Genomic DNA, 19,124 nt, shown 5'->3' with positions numbered 1-19,124 from the left:
TGCCATGTGTAAACCAATAGCCGTAACGGCCCGTAACGGCCCGTAACGGCCCGTGACGGGTTGTTGCTGTCGTTCATCTGGCTAAGACGATAGAGGAGATGGATCGGGAAGATAAGGTTGGTTTTGTAACCACCCCCTACAATCGGGAGCTCCATACCACCTTCGCTCAGCTGAGAGAAACTGAGTCCATCCACTGAACTCCATTTCAAGGGCCACAGAAGACTGTGCTATATGAAGAGGTAAGCCTTTATTCCCAAATAACTTTTGTGTTTTTTTGGGTTATTTCGAATGCAGACGGGGAAAGCTTGGAGCCATCTAAATTTGAGGTGCTCATAGGTGGCTCCTATGTAGGGGGGCACTGTAAACGCATGTAGCCAGTGATGTGCAGATGTTTGTGTTAACGATTCGCCTAAAAGCACTGCTTTAGAAACGAAAAAAGCCCCTGAAGTCAGGAGCTTTTTTCGGTTAAGTTGGTGGAGGACACGGAGCCTTACCCCAATTCGTTCTCCAAACCAAAATACATCCGCAAATCCTGTTTATTCAATAACTTATCACACATCAAATCCCTTCATGCTGCCGGCCACCGAGAGAAATTTAATTCTCTACATTTTCCCAAAACAGAGAACGGACGTGGGTTCGATTCCCGATTGAATACCCGGCGGTGTGTTTTACAACTCATGTCTTAACCAATCCTTCAGCTAGCTCCAGAACATCCACCGGCCAGAAGCATTCCGGGCGTGGATGGCGTACTCGGGGATGTCCGGCCTCTGGACGGCAGTTTTGCAGGCAGTCGAGCCACTGGGCCGGAATAGCCTCCCGACCGCACACAGCGCCTAACAGCGCCCCAGAAATAGCCGCGTTGGTATCAGTGTCACCGCCGCGCATGATGGTATCGACAACACCGGCTTCGAGGCTCGGCGCGTGGAGCAGCTGGTACAGGGCATTCTGAAAAGCGATCATTACCCAGCCCTGCTGGTGGACATAGTCCCCTGGCGGCTCATTGGCAGCCTTGTCGATGGTATCCAGCAAAGCGGGTTCAACGGGCATGTCTGCAGCCCACTGCCGGATGTGTTGGTATAGTTCTTTGCCGTCGCAGCCTGATTGAATGGCGTGAGCAATCCCCATGGCAAACAGCGCATTGGCCTGCTGGCAAATCAGGTTCGGATGTGTGAGTGCCGCATCCCGCATGGCCCATTTAGCCACCTGATTCAGTTCAAATCCGGCTCCGAAAATCCCGAGCGGGCTGATCCGCATCATGGCTCCGTTGGCCTGACTGTCGGGGTTTGGATTACCACGCAATCCGGCTGAAATGGTCATGCCGCAATCAAAGGGTTCGGAGCTCAGCCAATATTGGTATTCCTTGCGTGCTGCCTCAGGATCATACGAACCGGTTTTCACCAGCAGCCGGGAAAGGAGTAGAGCCATCTCAGAATCATCGGTTGGCTGACCGGCAATGGTATTCCATGTGCCGCCATCCGCCAGCTCCCGGACGCCATCAGGATAGCTGCGCCGGATCTCATCCGGGGACTGAAACTCAACCATACTCCCCAGCGCATCACCGGCAAGCTGGCCAAGCAGGCATCCTTGGGCTCTGGATGTTCTGTCTATGCCCATGCAGCAATCTTCTCCTTAATCAGTATTTTCGAATGAATAGTATCAATGAACATACGACACTGTTCGCTCATGAGCCTGTTAAAATCAAGAGATGTATTGTCAGGGATTTTCAGAAAAAGGACATGAAACGGGATATCTTGCCCCTGCTGGCGAATAACATCTGAAATCAGCCCCTGCGTTTTATCCAAATTGAGTGAAGCCCATCGTTCTTCGGATATCGGATAAACAAAGCCGCACCCCTTTATCGAGGCTCCATTTCCATACTGTCCTATGTATGTGTGCAGCTGGAAAAGATCCTCACGCTTGACCCCGAATTGTGGGTCAAAGGCTTTATACTTCACATCAAAGACGTACAGGCCGCCATCACTCTCAAAAACAAGGTCCGGTTCAAGTTTACGCATATAGCTGCCGAGAGCACCGGCCGGTATTTCATAGCGTTGCTCGAACTTGCTAAGCAGCCGAACCCCATCTCGCTTGATGAGCTTCCGAATGAAATATTCGAAAAGCATCGATATATCGAAAAAGAATGCGCTCGAATCATGCTGGGAGTCAAAATCAGAACCTTGCTGGCTAATGACTTGCTTCGATAGATCTATCAGTACGTTATAGTCGTTGTAGAAGGGATTGGTGAAATACGGCGTTCTCAAGATTTCCTGACGGGATCTTTTCACACCCTGATTAGCGGTAAGAAACGCGTTGTAGACATTCCTTGTTCGCTGGCAAAAAGAATAATGCTCAACCGCCTCATAGGCTTTGATGAAAAGTGAGGTCGCGGGGCTGTCGTAGCTGTGTTCACGGTAGGAGCATAAATACTTTCCGGAGGTTTTGTTCCGGAAGTAGTCAACCGCATCAATTGTTCCCCGGACGCGTGAAATCCGATCATTCTTTGTAATGTAGGTCTTGGGCAGCCCCAGCCGGTAAGCTCTCTTGAACTTGATATTCCAAAGATATGCAAGGAGCCACTCGTAACCATCGGCGTGATTTTCACCGCCAATGTTTTCCAGTTCAAGAAACCCGTCGGCATCGGCAATGATGTACTGAAGGAAAGCATCACCAAAACGTGAGCTGATCTTCAGGGAATAATCCCCACGTTTGACAAACCCGATCAGATTGCCGGTGTTGAGATTGAAATTTCTGGCATCCGTACCGGTTACACCGATAAAGCCGCCGTCGGTATTGTGTTCGTAATCTTCATCATTGAAGAGGATGAGGGCATCGGCAATGTTGTCATTCAGCGTTTTTTCAACATCACGAGAAACCGAATTCAAAAAATGCCAAATAGCAGACTCGTCGTTATGAGGATAGGTCCACTGGCCTTTTGATTTGGTGCTGAGCGTAATCGATTCACCCAAACGCCTATTGGTCAAGATGCCTTGGTTGACCAAATAAGACTGGTTATCGACCAGAGTCCCATTCTTTATGATATCGAACAGCCACACGACTTAAACCCCGAATGCCTTTCCGAAAGAACCGATGAGCTCAGCCTCCTTGCCGGTACCGCGTAGGTATTCCTGCAGCAAAGGCCGGATACAATCATCCCAGACACGCTCTCTTACTTCCGCAACCGTAAGGCTGGTGGCATACTTCAAGTTCATCAAATAGGCATGACCGATTTGGTAATCATGGCCCAGCAGAGGTTCCTTGGCTATTTGGGTGTTCAACCGTTCAAGGTTATCCGCCAGAGGTACCCAGGTTTTGCAGAACTGGTTCAGATGGTATCTCAACAGCCCTGTATCCGGCGTCACTTCTTCCCAGCGGAATCTGCGTCGGAGAGCAAAGTCAAAGCTTTCCACACTCCGGTCAATGGTATTCATCGTTCCGATCAGATAGATGTTTGTCGGGATGAAAAACAGGTATCCTTGATCGGTCTGAAGCATGCCGGTGTGTTCGTTATTCAGGTTCGCATATTGGGTTTTGACGCTGCCTTTAATCCCTCGATATTCCAAGCAATACATCAGCTCACCAAAAACCCGAGACAACTCAGCCCGGTTCACTTCATCAATTATAAAGAAGAATGGAGGCACAGCATCTGATACCAGCTTGGATAAGTCTGATATTTCGAAGATGTACTGCCAATGATCACCTGATAATTTTTCTCTATGGGGACGAAGCTCATCAATCGTAATTGATTCCCAGTTCCGATCGAGACCAAGACCGCAAACATCAATTTCCCACTTACCGGCGTTTCGGCAGAATTCCTTAAAAACACCATTCTGCAACGTCAGTTGCGCGGCTCCATTTCCATCCAAAACCGGGCGCAAGCCTTCCATGAAATCCTCATAGCTGAAAGACGGATGAAATTGCACCAGCTCAATCTGGCTTGCATGTGTGAGACTGCTGTTCGGAGCAAACTCTTCTTTCCAGATATCAAGCAACAGAGAGGTCTGCTGGCGAGCTTGGTATGTTTTCCCTGTTCCGGGAGCACCGTATTTGACGATCTGCTTTTTCAGGCTGAATGGATTGGACAGATTCTCGTAGAGCACCCAAACAAACTGACTCAGATAAAACTCGTCCGTTTTATTGTCCCGAAGCTCATCGCTGAACTCATCTTTGATGATCTTCAGCAGGAAAATGTTTTTTGAATACCAATCTTGATCCTCTTCGGCCGGATATGCCGGTATAATTCCTTCACGAATAAGCCAGCTGAAGACCTGATTAAACTTACCGGAATCAACAGTAGTGGAGACTTCGAGCGTGCAGGCTGCCGCCACACGATTGACAAGAACCGGATTGTTGGACTTGCCTTGGGCAGACCACGCATCGTCAAATTTCCGGAAGTTCTCTTTGTTGGGAGTCTGGATGAATTCTCCCAGCGCGGATATGAAATCCTTGTTTTTGATGAAAGCCTGGAAGTTTTCGTTGCTTAATACAGACTGCCCGCGAGAAGCGATCCCGTTACTTTTTTCATAGAGGAGCTGCTTCAGGAAAGCCTCATCAGTTTGAGATAAGCCTTCTCCTGATTTGATACGTTCACGGATCTGTCCGACCTGACCGTAAAACTCACGATAGGCGTCATGCCAGCCTTTGACTTCGTGTTTCCGGTTTTCAATCAGGTATTTGTAAAGATTTTTCAGTCTGCTTTTCATTTCAGCCCCTTATTTTCTAAATCGTTCTCTTGTTCAGCGATCGGCAGTTCCTCCAGCTCGAAAAGGTCGCGTGTCGGACCCTGTCCGAACAAAACAGAGAATACCGCCCCAAACAGAGAATGAACGTGGGGAGAATGGATAGAATCTGGTGGCTGGAGAGAGGTTCCGGAAAGATGTCAAAACAGCCGAAACCCTTTGAATACAACGGGAAAAAGAAAACCCGCCTGCCCAGAGAATCACTCTGGAGAGACGGGTTGTCATTTTCAAAATGGTGGAGACGGCGGGAATTGAACCCGCGTCCGCCAGCACTATGCCTTGAGATCTACATGTTTATGTCCTTCAATTGATTTAACCTCAAGCGACCCGAAGGCCAGGGTGCAAGAGGCGAGTTCTTTAAATCTTAGCCGTTAGCCAGTGAACTCTGGATAACGGAGCATCCCGTAAGCGATGACGTCCTGAGATGTAGCTCTGGGCTACGGGCGACCCAGTCAGGACGACTAGCAGCTTACGCTGCTAGTGCGTAGTTTTCGTCGTTTGCGACTATTGCATTGCAGCTTTGGATTAACGAGATTCGCTGCCATCTCGACATGCACCCAAGGGTTCGCCACCAGCGTCGAAGCCATGTCGTCCCCTTACTCACAGTATATGTGGGCGCCTTGCCTGACTTCAAGGCTTCTTTGTTGTTGTTTTGCACGGTCGGCGTTCATGCCGTTCTAATTCCCGTTTTAATTCCTATGAGGCCTCGCGTGTCTTGCTTTGCTGGCGGCCTGCCAGAGCCGCGTGGCTCAGTGCTTTGAAGCTTTCGTGGAAGTAGTTCATTACGGCGTTGGGGTCTGTATGGATGGCTTTGTCCACCGTAATGCCGAACTGTACCGTACCCGCGTAGCTGAAAATACTCATGCCTATGCCGATATTGCCGCTTTGTGGTACCCAGAACATGGGTTGCACCAACTTGCTGCCTGCCAGGTAAACCGGTTCTCTGGGGCCGGGTACGTTGGTAAGCACTGCGGAGGCCTTGTTGCTGAGCAAATCCAACGCACGTCGTTCGAGAATGTCCGGGCCGCGGCCGAACAGGTCCAGCAAGCTGTAGGTAACTTGTGCTTGATAGGACTGTTTGAGGCGGTTCATGTTTTCCTGTACCTGCCGGAAGCACATGATCGGATCTGCGATTTCAACCGGTAGGCAAACCAGCACCAGACCAAACTGGTTTCCAAGTGTTTCGATCGGTTGATTAAGCGGCCGCAGATTAAAAGGCACTGCCACACGAATGCCGCAGTCGGGAATAATTTCTTTGCTCGCTTGGAAGTGCCTGTGCAGCGCGCCCGTGGTTGCGCACAACAATATATCGTTGACGGTGCCGCCCAGCGCTTTGGCACAGGCTTTCACTTCCGCCAGATCTAGCGGTTCGGCCCAAGCAACGTGTTTACGCCCAGAAAGCGGGCTTTTAAGGCAGGTTTTGGGCTCGAAGGGCGAAAGACCCAGTTTGAGCAAATCCGTTGCCACACCGGTGGCGGCAGTGGCGAGTTTCAGAGGGTAGTTTGGTTCCGCTCGAATCGATTGCATGAATAAGCGGGCTTGATCTGTTGCTGCTTCGGTTGTGTCGAGGGTGCGGTGCAGAAGTCGGCTCACTACTGAGGATGCCGTTTGCTCTCGTGCCTTAAGCGGAGCAACCCGTCTACCTGTGGGCTCCGGCGTTTTGTCAGTGAGTGAAAGCAGTACCCTCACCAGAGAAATGCCATCGGCAATACAATGATGGATGCGTATTAAAAGTGCGCAGCCGCCTTGGTAGTTGTCTATATAGTGAATTTGCCAGAGGGGGTGGCGCAGATCCAGAGAGGTGCTGTTCAGGTCACTGGTGAGTGCTTGGAGTTCGGCTTTGCCTGCCTTTCCCGGTAGCGCTATCCGATGCAGATGGTTGTCGATATCAAACAGCGGGTCGTCTTGCCAATATACCTTGTCACCCTCATCAACAATGCGCTGGCGGAACCTCTGAAAACGCAAAAAGCGCTCATTGAGGATGAGCTTTAGACGGTTGATGGCGATCGGCTTGTCAAATACCAGAACGGCCGAGATCATCATTGGATTGCTTGGTGTGTCCATGCGCAGCCATGAGCAATCCACCGAGGTCATTCGGGTTTTTTTCGGTGACATAAGCCCTCCCTTTGCGCTACACCGGTACCGAAGTATAGGCAGGATAAAGATGGGTGCATAGGGTGCGAACCGGCGACACAAAGCGTGTGTCGCCATAGGTGTGAGGCAGGAACAGCGCCCGATTATTTAGGCGGTCAGGCGTTGCCGTCACGCAAAATGCGCTGTTTCTGGCGATTCCAATCCCGCTCTTTCTCTGTGGCGCGCTTGTCGAATAGTTTTTTGCCTTTCACCAAAGCAATCTCACACTTCACTTTATTCTTTTTCCAATACAGAGCCAGAGGCACACAGGTTTGGCCCGCCTGGCTCGTTTCCCCAATCAGCTTGGCCAGCTCTTTGGCGTGAAGCAGTAGCTTGCGAGTGCGAGTGGGGTCGGCAATTACGTGAGTGGAGGCAGCCGTAAGTGGCTGGAAGTGGCTTCCAAAAAGGAACGCCTCGCCATCTTTTAGCAACACATAGGCATCAGTAATCTGGGCCTTGCCAGCTCTTAGTGATTTCACTTCCCAGCCGAGTAGTACAAGCCCCGCCTCAAAGCGTTCCTCTATGTGGTATTCGTGTTTCGCCTTTTTGTTAAGGGCGATGGTACTGCTCGGCGTACCGGGTTTTTTCTTGCTCATGAATCAATTATCCGGATGCGGACGAATGAACGGGCCGATCTTACGCAGACCGGCAAAACGGGCATTGTAGCTCAGGAGTGCCAGACTGGTCACGAAATGGCCTTCAAAGGTGCTGGCAGGTCGTGCCTAAAGGAGCCCTTCGGCTACAATAGGGTGTCCAATACTTTCTGAGGCGAAAATGCCGACGCCATACCAGACACATATCGGGTCCTTTACCCGAAAAACAACCTTCTTCTGGGCTGCAGTGGGCGCAACTGTGGGTCTGGCCAATCTTTGGCAGTTTCCCTATTTGGCCAGCCTGCACGGCGGCGGACTGTTTATTTTGTTGTATCTCAGTTGTCTGTTGCTGGTCACTTTACCTCTGATGGTGACTGAAGCCGCCATAGGCCGCCACGCCCGGCATGGCATTGTGCTGGCAATGGACGGCCTGATTCGCAGTGCAAAGCGCTCGCGACTTTGGATGGCCGTGGGCAGGCTCAGCGTGTTGAGTGCCTTTTTGGTGCTATCGTTCACTGCAGTGTTTGGCGCTATTGCGCTGGCCTATGTTTTTTTCGGCGCCACAAGCAAGTTTTCCGGGGTAGACCACGTCAGCGCTACCGGCATTCTTGCCGGGTTGGTGTCCGACCCGCGAGAGTTTCGGGTGTTCATCGGCTGGCATGCCTTTTTCTTGATTATGGTGTTGTGGGTGTCTGGCCAAGGGGTTGTCGGAGGGCTTGAGCGTGCCTATAGAATCGTAGTGCCAGCCACGTTGGTGCTGTTACTGGCACTGTTCGGGCTTGCTGCGTGGTACGGAAGAATTGATGCTGCAATCAGCCAAATTATTGAAATGCACCCACAGGACCTTACTTGGGGAAGCCTGAGTGCTGCGCTGTTTCATGCGTTCTACACCTTGGGGTTAGGTATGGGGGTGTGGGCGATTTTGGGCGCGTACACCACGCCGCACACCCAGCTTAAACGTTCCATTTTGGCCGTTGTTTTGATGGATACCTTGGTTGCGATCTTGGCTGGGTTGATGATTTTTGCGATGGCTTCGCAAAGCAATGTGTTTGACGGTGAGCGCGGTTTTAGCCTTTTGTTTATTTCGCTTCCGGTAACGCTTTCTGAATTGCCCTTAAGCCAGTTCGTTATTACTGCTGTGTTTCTGATGGTTGTGATGATTGTGTGGTCAACCTCTTTGGCTTTGCTCGAGCCGGTAGTTGGTTGGTTTCGTGAGTGGACGGCGGCACCCCGGGGCCTGTCAGTATTTTTGGTGGGGGTTGTCGTTTGGCTTGCGGGGCTGGCGTCCCTGTTTTCGTTCAACGTTTGGGCGGAGTACCGGGTAGGTGGAGCGACGGTTTTTCGTTGGCTGGAGCTGTTAACGGGCGGGTTGATGATTCCGCTGGTGGCCGTTCTTATCGCGCTTTTTACCGGCTGGGGGCTAACACGAAATCTATCTAAAACCATGCTGGGGAAAACGCCCGGAATTTTTGGCGCAATTTGGTTTTGGGTGATGCGCTTGGTGCTGCCTCTGGTTGTTGTCTATATCGGCATCCATTACACCGCGAGTTCGCTCGGTAGCCTATGCGACAATGGCAGTGAAGCGTTTTGGTGCGAGCCAACGCCAAACATGGTTGAGCGGGAAGGCGGTGGAGAAGCTTCTGATCCGGTGGATGCCAGCGAGAGTGGTGTAAACTCGGATAGATCCACAGACGAGACGGGAGAGCTGCTCCCGGCAGAGCAAGCACCTGAAAATAAGCCCGCTCAGCCGCAACTGCACCCTGAAAGTGCCCCTAAAGACGACGATATCCTTTATCATAGCGTTTGATTGCAGCTAGTTTTCGTTTTCTAGAGGCTGCGGTCGGTCTTAACGTGTATTTGTAAGCAGGACAACCGGTTCCGATGCCCCATCAGATTGATAAAACAGCTCTGGTTATGCACTCTGCTGAGCGCATGTTTCACTTGGTAAATGATATTGCCCGTTATCCCGAGTTCTTGCCGTGGTGCTCAGGTGCCGAAATTCACCAGCAAAACTCGGATCAGATAATGGCATCGCTGGAAATTGCCAAAGGTGGGGTGCGGCACAAGCTCACTACGCGCAACCAGTTACTGGTGCCGGAGGCCATTGAAATGAATCTTGTGGATGGCCCGTTTCGCAATCTCACAGGGCGTTGGCACTTCAAGGCATTGGATGACAATGCGTGCAAAGTGATTTTGACTCTGGAGTTTGAGTTTTCCGGCTCCCTGTCGCGAATGACCTTTGGGCCGGTGTTTAATCAGGCAGCCACAACAATGGTGGATGCGTTCTGCCGTCGTGCTGACGACCTCTACAAGGGGGGCGCATAATGCCGCAGGTTGAAGTGGCCTATGCCCGGCCAGACAAGCAGGAAATCGTGAAGATTCAGGTGCCGGAAGGTACGTCGGCGATTGAGGCCGTGAAGTTGTCTGGCATCGCCGCTATTTTCCCGGAGATCGATGCGGACTCCATCGATATGGGGATCTTTGGCAAGGTAATCAAAAAGCCAGCGGAGCATGAGTTAAGGGATGGAGATCGGGTAGAGCTGTATCGTCCGCTCAAGATCGACCCGAAGCAGGCGCGGCTGAATCGGGCCAAAAAGAAGTCTTGATCGGCTCAGTAAGCGGGTGTTTCGTCCAAAAGTTGTGCTTCGTAATGGGAGTAACGGTCAGCGTCGTAATAGACGATGATGCGCTGCTCTTGGATATCGCCGCCGCGACGTTGGAAGGTGTAAACGTAGTACTCCCGTGAGCTATCGACGGGGTTGAGCATTAAAGGGCTCCCGAGCAAAGCTTGAACCTGATTGCGAGGCATGCCTTCGTTGAGTTTGGACAGCTCTTCAGCAGTTACAATGTTGCCTTGTTGGACGTTGATCTTATAAACGCCCGGAAAAGCGCAACCGGATAGAATCAGAGTGAGAATGAGAGCTGTGAGCTTTTGCATCGCCGGAGGAAATCCTCTATCTTGAAATCGCCTGCCAAGGGCAGGTGTGGCACGGGTTAACCGTTAAATGGCGGCTTCATCATACCGGAAGCCGTGAGGCACACCAAAGAGTGAATAGTAACATGTCATCTGAAAACGCCGAACTACGAAAAGTCGGTCTTAAAGTAACTCTACCGAGAGTGAAGATATTCAACATTCTGGAAAACGCCAAGGATCACCACCTCAGCGCCGAGGATGTGTATAAGCGGCTTCTGGATCAGGGTGACGATGTGGGTCTGGCCACTGTGTACCGCGTACTTACCCAGTTTGAGACCGCAGGGCTGGTGCTACGCCACAACTTTGAAGGCGGCCATGCGGTATTCGAGATGGCTGGAGAAGACCATCACGACCACATGGTTTGTACTCAAACAGGGCAAGTGATTGAGTTTGTTGATGACATAATTGAAGAGCGTCAACAAAAGATAGCGAAAGAACATGGCTATGAAATTGTCGAACACAGCCTGATCCTTTACGTTAAGCCCCTAAAGTAACCATCCAGTTCTAAAAAAACATAAAAAAGGGGCAGGCCGTTAAACCTGCCCCAACAGCTCTCAAAGTTGAGAGGGGGAACTGGGAGGGAGTCTCGCCTGTGCCACCTGATCAGTGGTGGGTGGCCTGCCCCTTGGAAAACATTTCTGTTGCGTGGGCAAGGGTGTGTTCAGTCATATCCACGCCGCCTAGCATTCTTGCAACTTCACTAATCCTTCCTTGATCGTCCAGAGATTCGATTTTCGAGAAAGTCGCGTCTTGCTGTGTGAATTTGCTAACAAATAAGTGTTGGTGACACTGGGCTGCAACCTGTGGCAAGTGGGTCACGCAGATTACTTGGCCGCTGGCTCCCAATGAGCGCAATAGCTTTCCAACCACCTCAGCTGTGCCGCCACCAATACCGACATCCACTTCGTCAAAGATCAGGGTTGGTGTTGTCGATGTTTGAGCAACAACCACCTGAATCGCGAGGCTGATGCGCGACAGTTCGCCGCCGGACGCCACTTTGGCAAGAGGTCTTGCGGGTTGCCCCGGGTTGGCACTCACTAAGAACTCTATTTCTTCAAGTCCGTGCGGTGCCGGTTCGTCCTGATTATTGCGGCTTAAGTGAGTAACAAATTGAACTGACGGCATGCTTAGCTGAGCCAGTTCGCCAGCAATGCGTTGGTCCAGCTCGCCCGCTGCCTTGGCTCGCATTTCTGAAAGCTTGCACGCCAGTTGATTGAAGCGGTCGCGATGGCTTTCCAGTTCCTCTTCCAGCTTTTCTAGGCTGCCTTCACCACCGTCCAGTTGGGCAAGCTCCGCGCTTTGTCGTTTATGGAACTCCGGAAGCTCCTCGGGGTTAATTCGGTGCTTGCGGGCCATCTGGTATATCGCACTGAGTCTGTCTTCAACTTCACTCAGGCGTGCGGGGTCTGCCTCGTAGTCATCCACAAAATGACGGAGGTTGTCGCCCGCCTCGCTGATCTGTATTTGAGCTTCGTTGAGCATCTGAATGGTGTCGGCTAACGCGGGCACCTCGACCGGTAACTGCTCCAGTTGCTGCAGCGCCTGGCGAACCAAACCTGCTGCGCTGGTTTCATCTTCGGTGCACAGCAGTGCTGCCTGATGACTGTTGTGAAGAATGGCGTCAGCTTGGCTAAGGTGTGCCTGTTCCTGCTCTAGCTGCTCCTGCTCGCCGCTTTCCAGCGCGAGCCGGTCAAGTTCTTCCACTTGATAGCGCAGAAGTTGCAGCTTGGCTTCAGACTCTTCTGCATTTTGCTGCCGTTCGGTCAACTTCGTGCGGATTTGGTTCCAGGCTTTCCAGGCTTCGCGAGTCTGGATGGCAAGCGTTTCCGCGCCTGCGAACTCGTCAATTAGCTTGCGGTGTGTTTCTTTGCGCAGGAGTGATTGATGTTGGTGTTGGCTATGAATATCCATCAGTAGCCCGCCCAGATCTTTCAGGTGCGCAAGCGGGCAGGGTTGGCCGTTAATGTAAGCCCTTGAGCGCCCATCTTTACTGATTACCCGCCGTAAAATGCAGTCGCTGTCGTCATCCAGTTCATGGCGTTCAAGCCATTGGAGAGCCTCGGGGATGCCCGCAACGTCAAATGTGGCGGTAATATCTGCACGCTTTGCGCCATGCCTCACGGCTCCTGCGTCAGCGCGGCCCCCCATGGCTAGCCCTAGAGCGTCCAGAACGATGGACTTGCCTGCACCAGTTTCGCCGGTGAGGGCTGTCATCCCTTTGTTGAATTGCAGTTCGACCCGCTCTGCAATCGCGTAGTTGGAAACGGTGAGCTGTGTGAGCATGCAGATAACCTCCGCTCTTCAAAATATACTGTTCTTTCATACAGTGACTGTGAATATATACAGGTGATTTTGTGTTTGCAAACTCATCAGTGAGATTTTCTTCAGGAATGCGACCTGTGGTGGTTGAAACCTGCACGGCAAACCCCATATTCGTTCGCAATAACATTCTTCCGGCTCTGCGACGCCGGAGCCTATGTTCAATGGGCCGCGTTTTAGCCGGCCACCGAAGATCTGGCAGGAGTAGTCATGAACAGCGACGAAAACCGCAACGAGCAAGTTGAAGAATTGAATGAGGCCGCAGACGCGGCGGCAGAAGAAATGCAGGCAGAAGGAGAAGTTCAGCAGGAAGAGGTTTCTGAGCTGGATGCACTAAAAGAGCAGCTGCAGGATTCTCAGGAGCAGATGCTGCGGTTGCAAGCTGAGATGCAGAATGTGCGTCGTCGGGCTGAGATGGACGTCCAGAAAGCGCATAAGTTTGCGCTGGAGAAGTTTGTTAAAGAGCTGCTCCCTGTAGCTGATAGCCTCGAGAAAGCGGTAGAGAGTACCGAGGGTCAGGAAGCTGCGGGTGAGTTGGTGGCCTCTATCCGTCAAGGCGTGGAGATGACGCTCAGTTTGTTTGTTTCGAGTTTGAAGAAGTTCAACGTTGAGCCGCTGAACCCCGTAGGCGAACCGTTCGATCCCCAGCAGCACGAAGCTATGTCAATGGTGCCAGCACCGGATGCTGAGCCGAACAGCGTGGTAGCTGTTGTGCAGAAAGGCTATCTACTTAACGGTCGTGTGGTTCGTCCAGCAATGGTGATGGTGGCCAAAGCTCAAGACGCACCAAAAATTGATGAGCAGGCTTGAAAAACCAGCTAAAGCGCCAATATAGCCATTAAACAGAATCAGCCGGAATTAGTGTTTCCGGGCAACCATTAAGTACAGCATTCAGAAGAACTGGAGTGAATCAATGAGCAAGATTATCGGTATCGACCTTGGAACCACCAACTCGTGTGTGGCCATCATGGATGGCGACAAAGTCCGGGTTATTGAAAACGCTGAAGGTGATCGCACCACCCCGTCTATCATCGCGTACACCGATGATAATGAAATTCTGGTAGGTCAGTCAGCCAAGCGTCAGGCAGTGACTAATCCCCAAAACACCATCTATGCCATCAAGCGTCTGATCGGTCGTCGGTTCAAAGACGACGTTGTTCAGAAAGATATTAAAATGGTGCCTTACAAGATTTCCGAGGCAGACAACGGTGATGCGTGGGTAGAAGTTAAAGGCCAGAAAATGGCACCGCCTCAGGTGTCTGCAGAAATTCTGAAAAAGATGAAGAAGACTGCAGAAGATTATCTGGGCGAGAAAGTAACCGAAGCGGTTATCACCGTTCCGGCTTACTTTAACGACAGCCAGCGTCAGGCTACTAAAGACGCTGGGCGCATTGCCGGTCTGGAAGTAAAGCGTATTATCAACGAGCCTACTGCGGCTGCGCTGGCTTATGGTCTGGACAAGAAGAGCGGCGATCGCACCGTAGCGGTTTACGACTTGGGTGGTGGTACCTTCGACCTCTCCATCATCGAAATTGCAGATGTGGATGGCGAGCACCAGTTTGAGGTGTTGGCCACCAACGGCGACACTTTCTTGGGTGGTGAAGACTTCGATATGAAAATTATCGAATTCCTCGCTGACCAATTCAAGAAAGATAGTGGTATTGATCTGCGCGGCGACTCTCTGGCCATGCAGCGTCTGAAAGAAGCTGGTGAGAAGGCCAAGATCGAGCTTTCCAGCAGCCAGCAGACCGACGTAAACCTGCCGTACATCACTGCAGATGCCAGCGGCCCCAAGCATATGAATGTGAAGCTGACCCGTGCCAAGCTTGAGTCTCTGGTTGAAGACTTGGTCCAGCGTAGTCTCGAGCCTTGTAAGGTTGCTTTGAAGGACTCAGGCTTGAGCGTTGGTGAAGTTGACGAAGTGATTTTGGTTGGTGGTCAGACACGTATGCCACTGGTTCAGGAAAAGGTGAAAGAGTTCTTTGGTAAAGAAGCCCGTAAGGACGTAAACCCGGACGAAGCTGTTGCCATGGGTGCTGCAATTCAGGCAGCGGTACTTTCTGGAGATGTAAAAGACGTTCTGCTTCTGGACGTAACGCCACTAACCTTGGGTATTGAGACCATGGGTGGTGTGGCCACGCCGGTAATCGACAAGAACACAACGATTCCGACCAAGAAGTCGCAAACCTTCTCTACGGCAGAGGATAACCAAACAGCAGTGACTATTCACGTTGTTCAGGGTGAGCGTAAGCAGGCGACACAGAACAAGTCCTTGGGTCGATTCGATCTGGCCGACATTCCACCGGCTTCCCGTGGTGTGCCGCAGATCGAAGTTACCTTCGATATCGATGCCAACGGTATTCTGAACGTGTCTGCGAAAGACAAGGCGACCGGCAAAGAACAGTCAATCGTGATCAAGGCCTCTTCTGGTCTGAACGATGATGAAATCGAGAAGATGGTGCAGGATGCCGAGGCGAATGCCGAGGAAGATCGCAAGTTCGAAGAGCTGGTTCAGGCCCGTAACCAAGGCGATGCCATGGTGCACGCTGTACGCAAGACCCTAACTGATGCCGCTGACAAAGTTAGCGACAGCGAAAAGGAGTCTATCGAGACGGCGATTAAGGAGCTGGAAGAAGCATTGACCGGTTCCGACAAGGACGACATTGAAGCCAAGACACAGAAGCTGACCGAAGTTTCAGGTGAGCTGGCTCAGAAGATGTACGCAGATCAGGATGGTCAGGCGCAGCAGGCAGGCGGACAGGAACAAGCTCAGCCAGCTGACGATGCGGTGGACGCCGAGTTCGAAGAAGTCAAAGACGACGAAAAGAAGTAATTCTGACGTACATCAGGTAGTTGGAAAACGCGGAGTTGATCCGCGTTTTCCGCGTTTAAAAAACAGGGTTTTAAAGCATGGCCAAGCGCGATTATTACGACATTCTCGGAGTTTCCCGGGACGCGGACGAGAAAGACATCAAGCGAGCTTATCGAAAGCTTGCGATGAAATACCATCCCGACCGTAATCCGGAAGATAAAGACGCCGAGAACAAGTTCAAAGAGGCCAGCGAAGCCTACGAAATACTGGCAGACCAGTCCAAGCGCGCGGCCTATGATCAGTACGGCCATGCTGGTGTGGATGGTCAGGCTGGTGGCGGATTTGGTGGCGGCAACGGTAACTTCTCCGACATCTTTGGTGATGTGTTTGGCGACATTTTTGGTGGTGGCGGCCGAGGCGGCCGTAACACCCGTGGTTCAGACCTGCGCTATACCTTGGAGTTGGATCTTGAAGAGGCGGTAAAAGGTAAAACCGTCAAGATTACAATCCCCGGACACCGCGAATGCGATACCTGTGAGGGTAGTGGCGCCGAAAAAGGCTCCCGCCCCGAAACCTGTGGTACCTGTAAAGGTATGGGCCAAGTGCGCATGCAGCAAGGCTTCTTTGCGGTGCAGCAGGCTTGCCCCACATGCCGCGGCTCCGGCCAGATTATTAAGAACCCTTGTAAGACTTGCCATGGTCAGGGCAGGGTACGGGAAGAGAAAACACTCTCCGTTAAAGTGCCACCTGGCGTAGATACCGGTGACCGTATACGGCTCTCTGGCGAAGGCGAAATGGGTATCGATGGCGGCCCCTCAGGCGATCTGTATGTGCAGATGTCCGTTCGGGAGCATTCTATCTTCACCCGCGACGGCCGCAATCTCTATTGCGAAGTGCCTATCAGCATTATCGACGCCACGCTCGGTGGCGAGCTGGAAGTGCCGACACTGGACGGTCGCGTGAAACTAAGAATCCCGGCAGAAACCCAAACGGGTAAGCTCTTCCGCCTACGTAATAAAGGCGTTAGCCCCGTTCGTGGAGGCCCGTCGGGTGATCTGTTGTGCCGAGTGATTGTTGAAACACCGGTTAACCTGACCAAGCGACAGAAAGAATTGCTTGAAGAGTTCCAGGTAACCCTCGACGGAAGCAACAACGGAACAAACCACGCGCCCAAGAAAACCTCGTGGTTTGAAGGTGTTAAGAGCTTCTTCGACGAAATGAAATTCTGATCCGCTGCATATAAGGATAAAGTCATGAGGGTAGCAATCATCGGCGCCGCCGGGCGCATGGGAAAAGTGCTGATTGAAGCGGTTGACGGCACAGAAGGTCTCGAACTTGGTGCGGCCATCGTAGAGCCGGACAGCAGCCTCATTGGAGCCGATGCTGGTGAGATGAGCAGTATTGGCAAAACCGGCGTAAAGATGGCTGGTACCCTTGCTGATGTAAAAGATGATTTTGACGTGCTCGTCGATTTCACCTTTCCGGATCTTACTCTGGAAAATGCGGAGTTCTGTAAAGCCAACGGCAAAATGCTGATCATCGGAACTACCGGCCTGACCGATGCCGAAAAACAGCAACTGGCCTTGGCTGCAGAATCTACCCCGATTGTATTCGCGCCCAACATGAGTGTGGGGGTAAACGTAGTGCTCAACCTCCTGCGCACGGCGGCAGCCACGCTGGGGGATGACTACGACGTCGAAATCATCGAAGCCCACCACCGCCACAAAAAAGACGCACCTTCCGGTACAGCCCTGCGCATGGGCGAAGTAGTTGCTGATGCACTCGATCGCGACCTCAAAGAATGTGCGGTCTATGGCCGTGAAGGCTTCACTGGCGAACGCACTCGCAAGGAAATCGGTTTCGAAACCATTCGCGCCGGTGACGTAGTGGGAGACCACACAGTACTCTTCGCCACCGAAGGCGAACGCATCGAAATCACCCACAAGGCAAGCAGTCGGATGACCTTCGCAAAAGGTGCCATGCGCGCGGCTTTGTGGCTGAAAGATAAGCCTGCAGGCTTGTATGACATGCAGGATGTTTTGAGCTTGAGGTAAGTCAAAGGCAGCTCTGAGGTGGCGGGCTGGGATCATCGTCCGGGAATGTCGGAGGCCATGGACGGCCGGAGACAAGCGCACAGGGAAGTGCTTGTAGCGTTTCCCGGACGATGATCCCAGTGCGCCACCGGTGCAGGAGTCATGTGACATTTTACATGGACACAAAACCGCAATTTTTATATAATAAGGCGGTTTAACTGCACCAAGCGTAGGCTTTTAAAAGCCCAAGGGACAAATAAAGTCCCTGGATAACAAAAAGCGGGACGGAGTTTTTACTCCCTCTCGCTTTTTTGCGACCTGAATTTGCGCTTGCGTTCCTGCACGTGACGAACCGAAACGCCACCCGATGAGGATACAAGCCTTGAGCACACCCGCAATCCTTGCACTCGCAGACGGAAGCCTGTTTTACGGCACCGCTATTGGCGCTGACGGCGAAACCAGCGGCGAAGTGGTGTTCAACACCGCCATGACCGGCTACCAAGAAATATTGACCGATCCGTCCTACGCCCGCCAGCTCGTTACCCTGACCTATCCTCACATCGGTAACACCGGCGTGAACGAAGAAGATGTAGAGTCAGATCGCATTCAAGCCGCTGGCCTGATCATCCGAGACCTGCCCCTAGTCGCCAGCAACTGGCGCAGCACCGGATCGTTGGACGAATACCTGCGAAGCAACAACATTGTCGGAATCGCCGATATTGACACCCGCCGCCTTACGCGCATCCTCCGCGACAAAGGCTCACAGAGTGGTGCTATTGTAGCCGGAGCAAATGCCACGGCAGAGCGGGCACTGGAACTTGCCAACGCGTTTCCCGGGCTTGAAGGCATGGATTTAGCCAAAGTTGTTACCTGCGAAAAGCCCTACAAGTGGACTCAAGGCGAATGGACACTCGGTGAAGGCTACGCAGAAAATAACGAACAAAAGTTCAAAGTTGTAGCTTGGGATTACGGCGTAAAGTTCAACATATTGCGTATGCTCGCAGCTCGCGGCTGCGAAGTAACCGTCGTACCTGCTCAAACACCAGCGTCAGAAGTGTTGGCTATGAATCCTGACGGCATCTTCCTATCCAACGGCCCCGGCGACCCAGAGCCTTGTGACTACGCAATCAAGGCCATTCAAGACGTGCTTGAAACCGATATTCCCGTATTTGGCATCTGTTTGGGGCACCAGCTTCTGGCCATTGCCAGTGGTGCGAAAAGCATGAAGATGAAGCATGGCCATCACGGCGCCAACCATCCGGTTCAGCGCCTCGAGAACGGCACCGTCATGATTACCAGCCAGAACCACGGGTTTGCGGTGGACGAAGCTTCATTGCCCTCCGTGCTGGAAGTTACCCATAAATCGCTGTTCGACGGCACTTTGCAAGGCCTTCGCCGCACCGATAAGCCAGCATTCAGCTTTCAGGGACACCCAGAGGCGAGCCCGGGGCCCGGTGATGTGGCGCCCTTGTTTGATGAGTTTATTCGGCTGATGGAAGCCCGTACGGCCTGAGGCCGGACCAA

The 19,124-nt window shown here is 52.1% G+C and carries 16 protein-coding genes and 1 other RNA gene; 9 read left to right on the top strand and 8 right to left on the bottom strand.

Annotated features, from left to right (window positions below):
• Window positions 1–675: 675 nt before the first annotated feature.
• The 6 genes from FE845_RS04870 to smpB form a co-directional block, all read right to left on the bottom strand.
• On the bottom strand, window positions 676–1,614 hold the full coding sequence (locus FE845_RS04870) for an ADP-ribosylglycohydrolase family protein (protein ID WP_200362076.1): 939 nt from the start codon (window positions 1,612–1,614) through the stop codon (window positions 676–678).
• Window positions 1,605–3,053, bottom strand: coding sequence for a 5-methylcytosine restriction system specificity protein McrC (locus tag FE845_RS04865; protein WP_200362075.1), 1,449 nt, complete (start codon window positions 3,051–3,053; stop codon window positions 1,605–1,607). The genes FE845_RS04870 and FE845_RS04865 overlap by 10 nt, the downstream gene beginning before the upstream one ends.
• Window positions 3,054–3,056: 3 nt before the next feature.
• Window positions 3,057–4,700, bottom strand: a complete 1,644-nt coding sequence (locus FE845_RS04860; RefSeq protein WP_200362074.1) for an McrB family protein — start codon at window positions 4,698–4,700, stop codon at window positions 3,057–3,059.
• A gap of 269 nt (window positions 4,701–4,969) precedes the next feature.
• Window positions 4,970–5,332: a transfer-messenger RNA gene (ssrA, locus tag FE845_RS04855) on the bottom strand.
• 100 nt (window positions 5,333–5,432) lie between these two features.
• The gene (locus tag FE845_RS04850) at window positions 5,433–6,851 is read right to left on the bottom strand and encodes a WS/DGAT/MGAT family O-acyltransferase (RefSeq protein WP_200362073.1); all 1,419 of its coding nucleotides are present in this window, start codon (window positions 6,849–6,851) and stop codon (window positions 5,433–5,435) included.
• 134 nt (window positions 6,852–6,985) lie between these two features.
• The gene (smpB, locus tag FE845_RS04845) at window positions 6,986–7,465 is read right to left on the bottom strand and encodes an SsrA-binding protein SmpB (RefSeq protein WP_200362072.1); all 480 of its coding nucleotides are present in this window, start codon (window positions 7,463–7,465) and stop codon (window positions 6,986–6,988) included.
• Between the two features lie 178 nt (window positions 7,466–7,643).
• On the opposite strand from smpB, the gene FE845_RS04840 reads away from it, so the two are divergent.
• The 3 genes from FE845_RS04840 (at window position 7,644) to FE845_RS04830 (ending at window position 10,068) form a co-directional block, all read left to right on the top strand.
• Complete coding sequence (locus tag FE845_RS04840; RefSeq protein WP_200362071.1) at window positions 7,644–9,269, top strand: sodium-dependent transporter; 1,626 nt, start codon at window positions 7,644–7,646, stop codon at window positions 9,267–9,269.
• Window positions 9,270–9,343: 74 nt separating this feature from the next.
• Window positions 9,344–9,787, top strand: a complete 444-nt coding sequence (locus tag FE845_RS04835; protein ID WP_200362070.1) for a type II toxin-antitoxin system RatA family toxin — start codon at window positions 9,344–9,346, stop codon at window positions 9,785–9,787.
• Window positions 9,787–10,068 carry an RnfH family protein gene (locus tag FE845_RS04830; RefSeq protein ID WP_200362069.1) on the top strand — a complete coding sequence of 94 codons (282 nt, stop codon included), beginning with the start codon at window positions 9,787–9,789 and terminating at the stop codon, window positions 10,066–10,068. Before FE845_RS04835 ends, FE845_RS04830 begins: the two co-directional genes overlap by 1 nt.
• Before the next feature lie 5 nt (window positions 10,069–10,073).
• Here FE845_RS04830 and FE845_RS04825 read toward each other — a convergent pair whose 3' ends face one another.
• The gene (locus FE845_RS04825) at window positions 10,074–10,400 is read right to left on the bottom strand and encodes an outer membrane protein assembly factor BamE (protein WP_200362068.1); all 327 of its coding nucleotides are present in this window, start codon (window positions 10,398–10,400) and stop codon (window positions 10,074–10,076) included.
• A 122-nt stretch (window positions 10,401–10,522) separates the two neighbouring features.
• Between FE845_RS04825 and fur the strand changes: the two genes are divergently transcribed.
• Entirely contained in the window at window positions 10,523–10,930 is a 408-nt protein-coding gene (gene fur, locus FE845_RS04820; RefSeq protein WP_200362067.1) for a ferric iron uptake transcriptional regulator, read from the top strand.
• 109 nt (window positions 10,931–11,039) lie between these two features.
• On the opposite strand, the gene recN is transcribed toward fur, so the two are convergent.
• Entirely contained in the window at window positions 11,040–12,719 is a 1,680-nt protein-coding gene (gene recN, locus FE845_RS04815) for a DNA repair protein RecN (RefSeq protein WP_200362066.1), read from the bottom strand.
• 246 nt (window positions 12,720–12,965) lie between these two features.
• On the opposite strand from recN, the gene grpE reads away from it, so the two are divergent.
• The 5 genes from grpE (at window position 12,966) to carA (ending at window position 19,113) form a co-directional block, all read left to right on the top strand.
• Window positions 12,966–13,565, top strand: coding sequence for a nucleotide exchange factor GrpE (gene grpE, locus FE845_RS04810; RefSeq protein WP_200362065.1), 600 nt, complete (start codon window positions 12,966–12,968; stop codon window positions 13,563–13,565).
• 103 nt (window positions 13,566–13,668) lie between these two features.
• Entirely contained in the window at window positions 13,669–15,588 is a 1,920-nt protein-coding gene (gene dnaK, locus FE845_RS04805; RefSeq protein WP_200362064.1) for a molecular chaperone DnaK, read from the top strand.
• Window positions 15,589–15,665: 77 nt separating this feature from the next.
• Window positions 15,666–16,796 (top strand): molecular chaperone DnaJ, encoded by a 1,131-nt coding sequence (gene dnaJ / locus FE845_RS04800; RefSeq protein ID WP_200362063.1) that lies wholly within the window; start codon window positions 15,666–15,668, stop codon window positions 16,794–16,796.
• A 24-nt stretch (window positions 16,797–16,820) separates the two neighbouring features.
• Window positions 16,821–17,621 (top strand): 4-hydroxy-tetrahydrodipicolinate reductase, encoded by an 801-nt coding sequence (gene dapB, locus FE845_RS04795; protein WP_200362062.1) that lies wholly within the window; start codon window positions 16,821–16,823, stop codon window positions 17,619–17,621.
• 361 nt (window positions 17,622–17,982) lie between these two features.
• The gene (gene carA / locus FE845_RS04790; protein WP_227714088.1) at window positions 17,983–19,113 is read left to right on the top strand and encodes a glutamine-hydrolyzing carbamoyl-phosphate synthase small subunit; all 1,131 of its coding nucleotides are present in this window, start codon (window positions 17,983–17,985) and stop codon (window positions 19,111–19,113) included.
• Window positions 19,114–19,124: the final 11 nt, after the last annotated feature.

Source organism: Marinobacter sp. 1-4A, from assembly GCF_016597725.1.
Taxonomy (GTDB): domain Bacteria; phylum Pseudomonadota; class Gammaproteobacteria; order Pseudomonadales; family Oleiphilaceae; genus Marinobacter.
The sequence above is the reverse complement of the archived record's forward strand: the minus strand, read 5'-3'. Positions and strand labels throughout refer to the sequence as shown.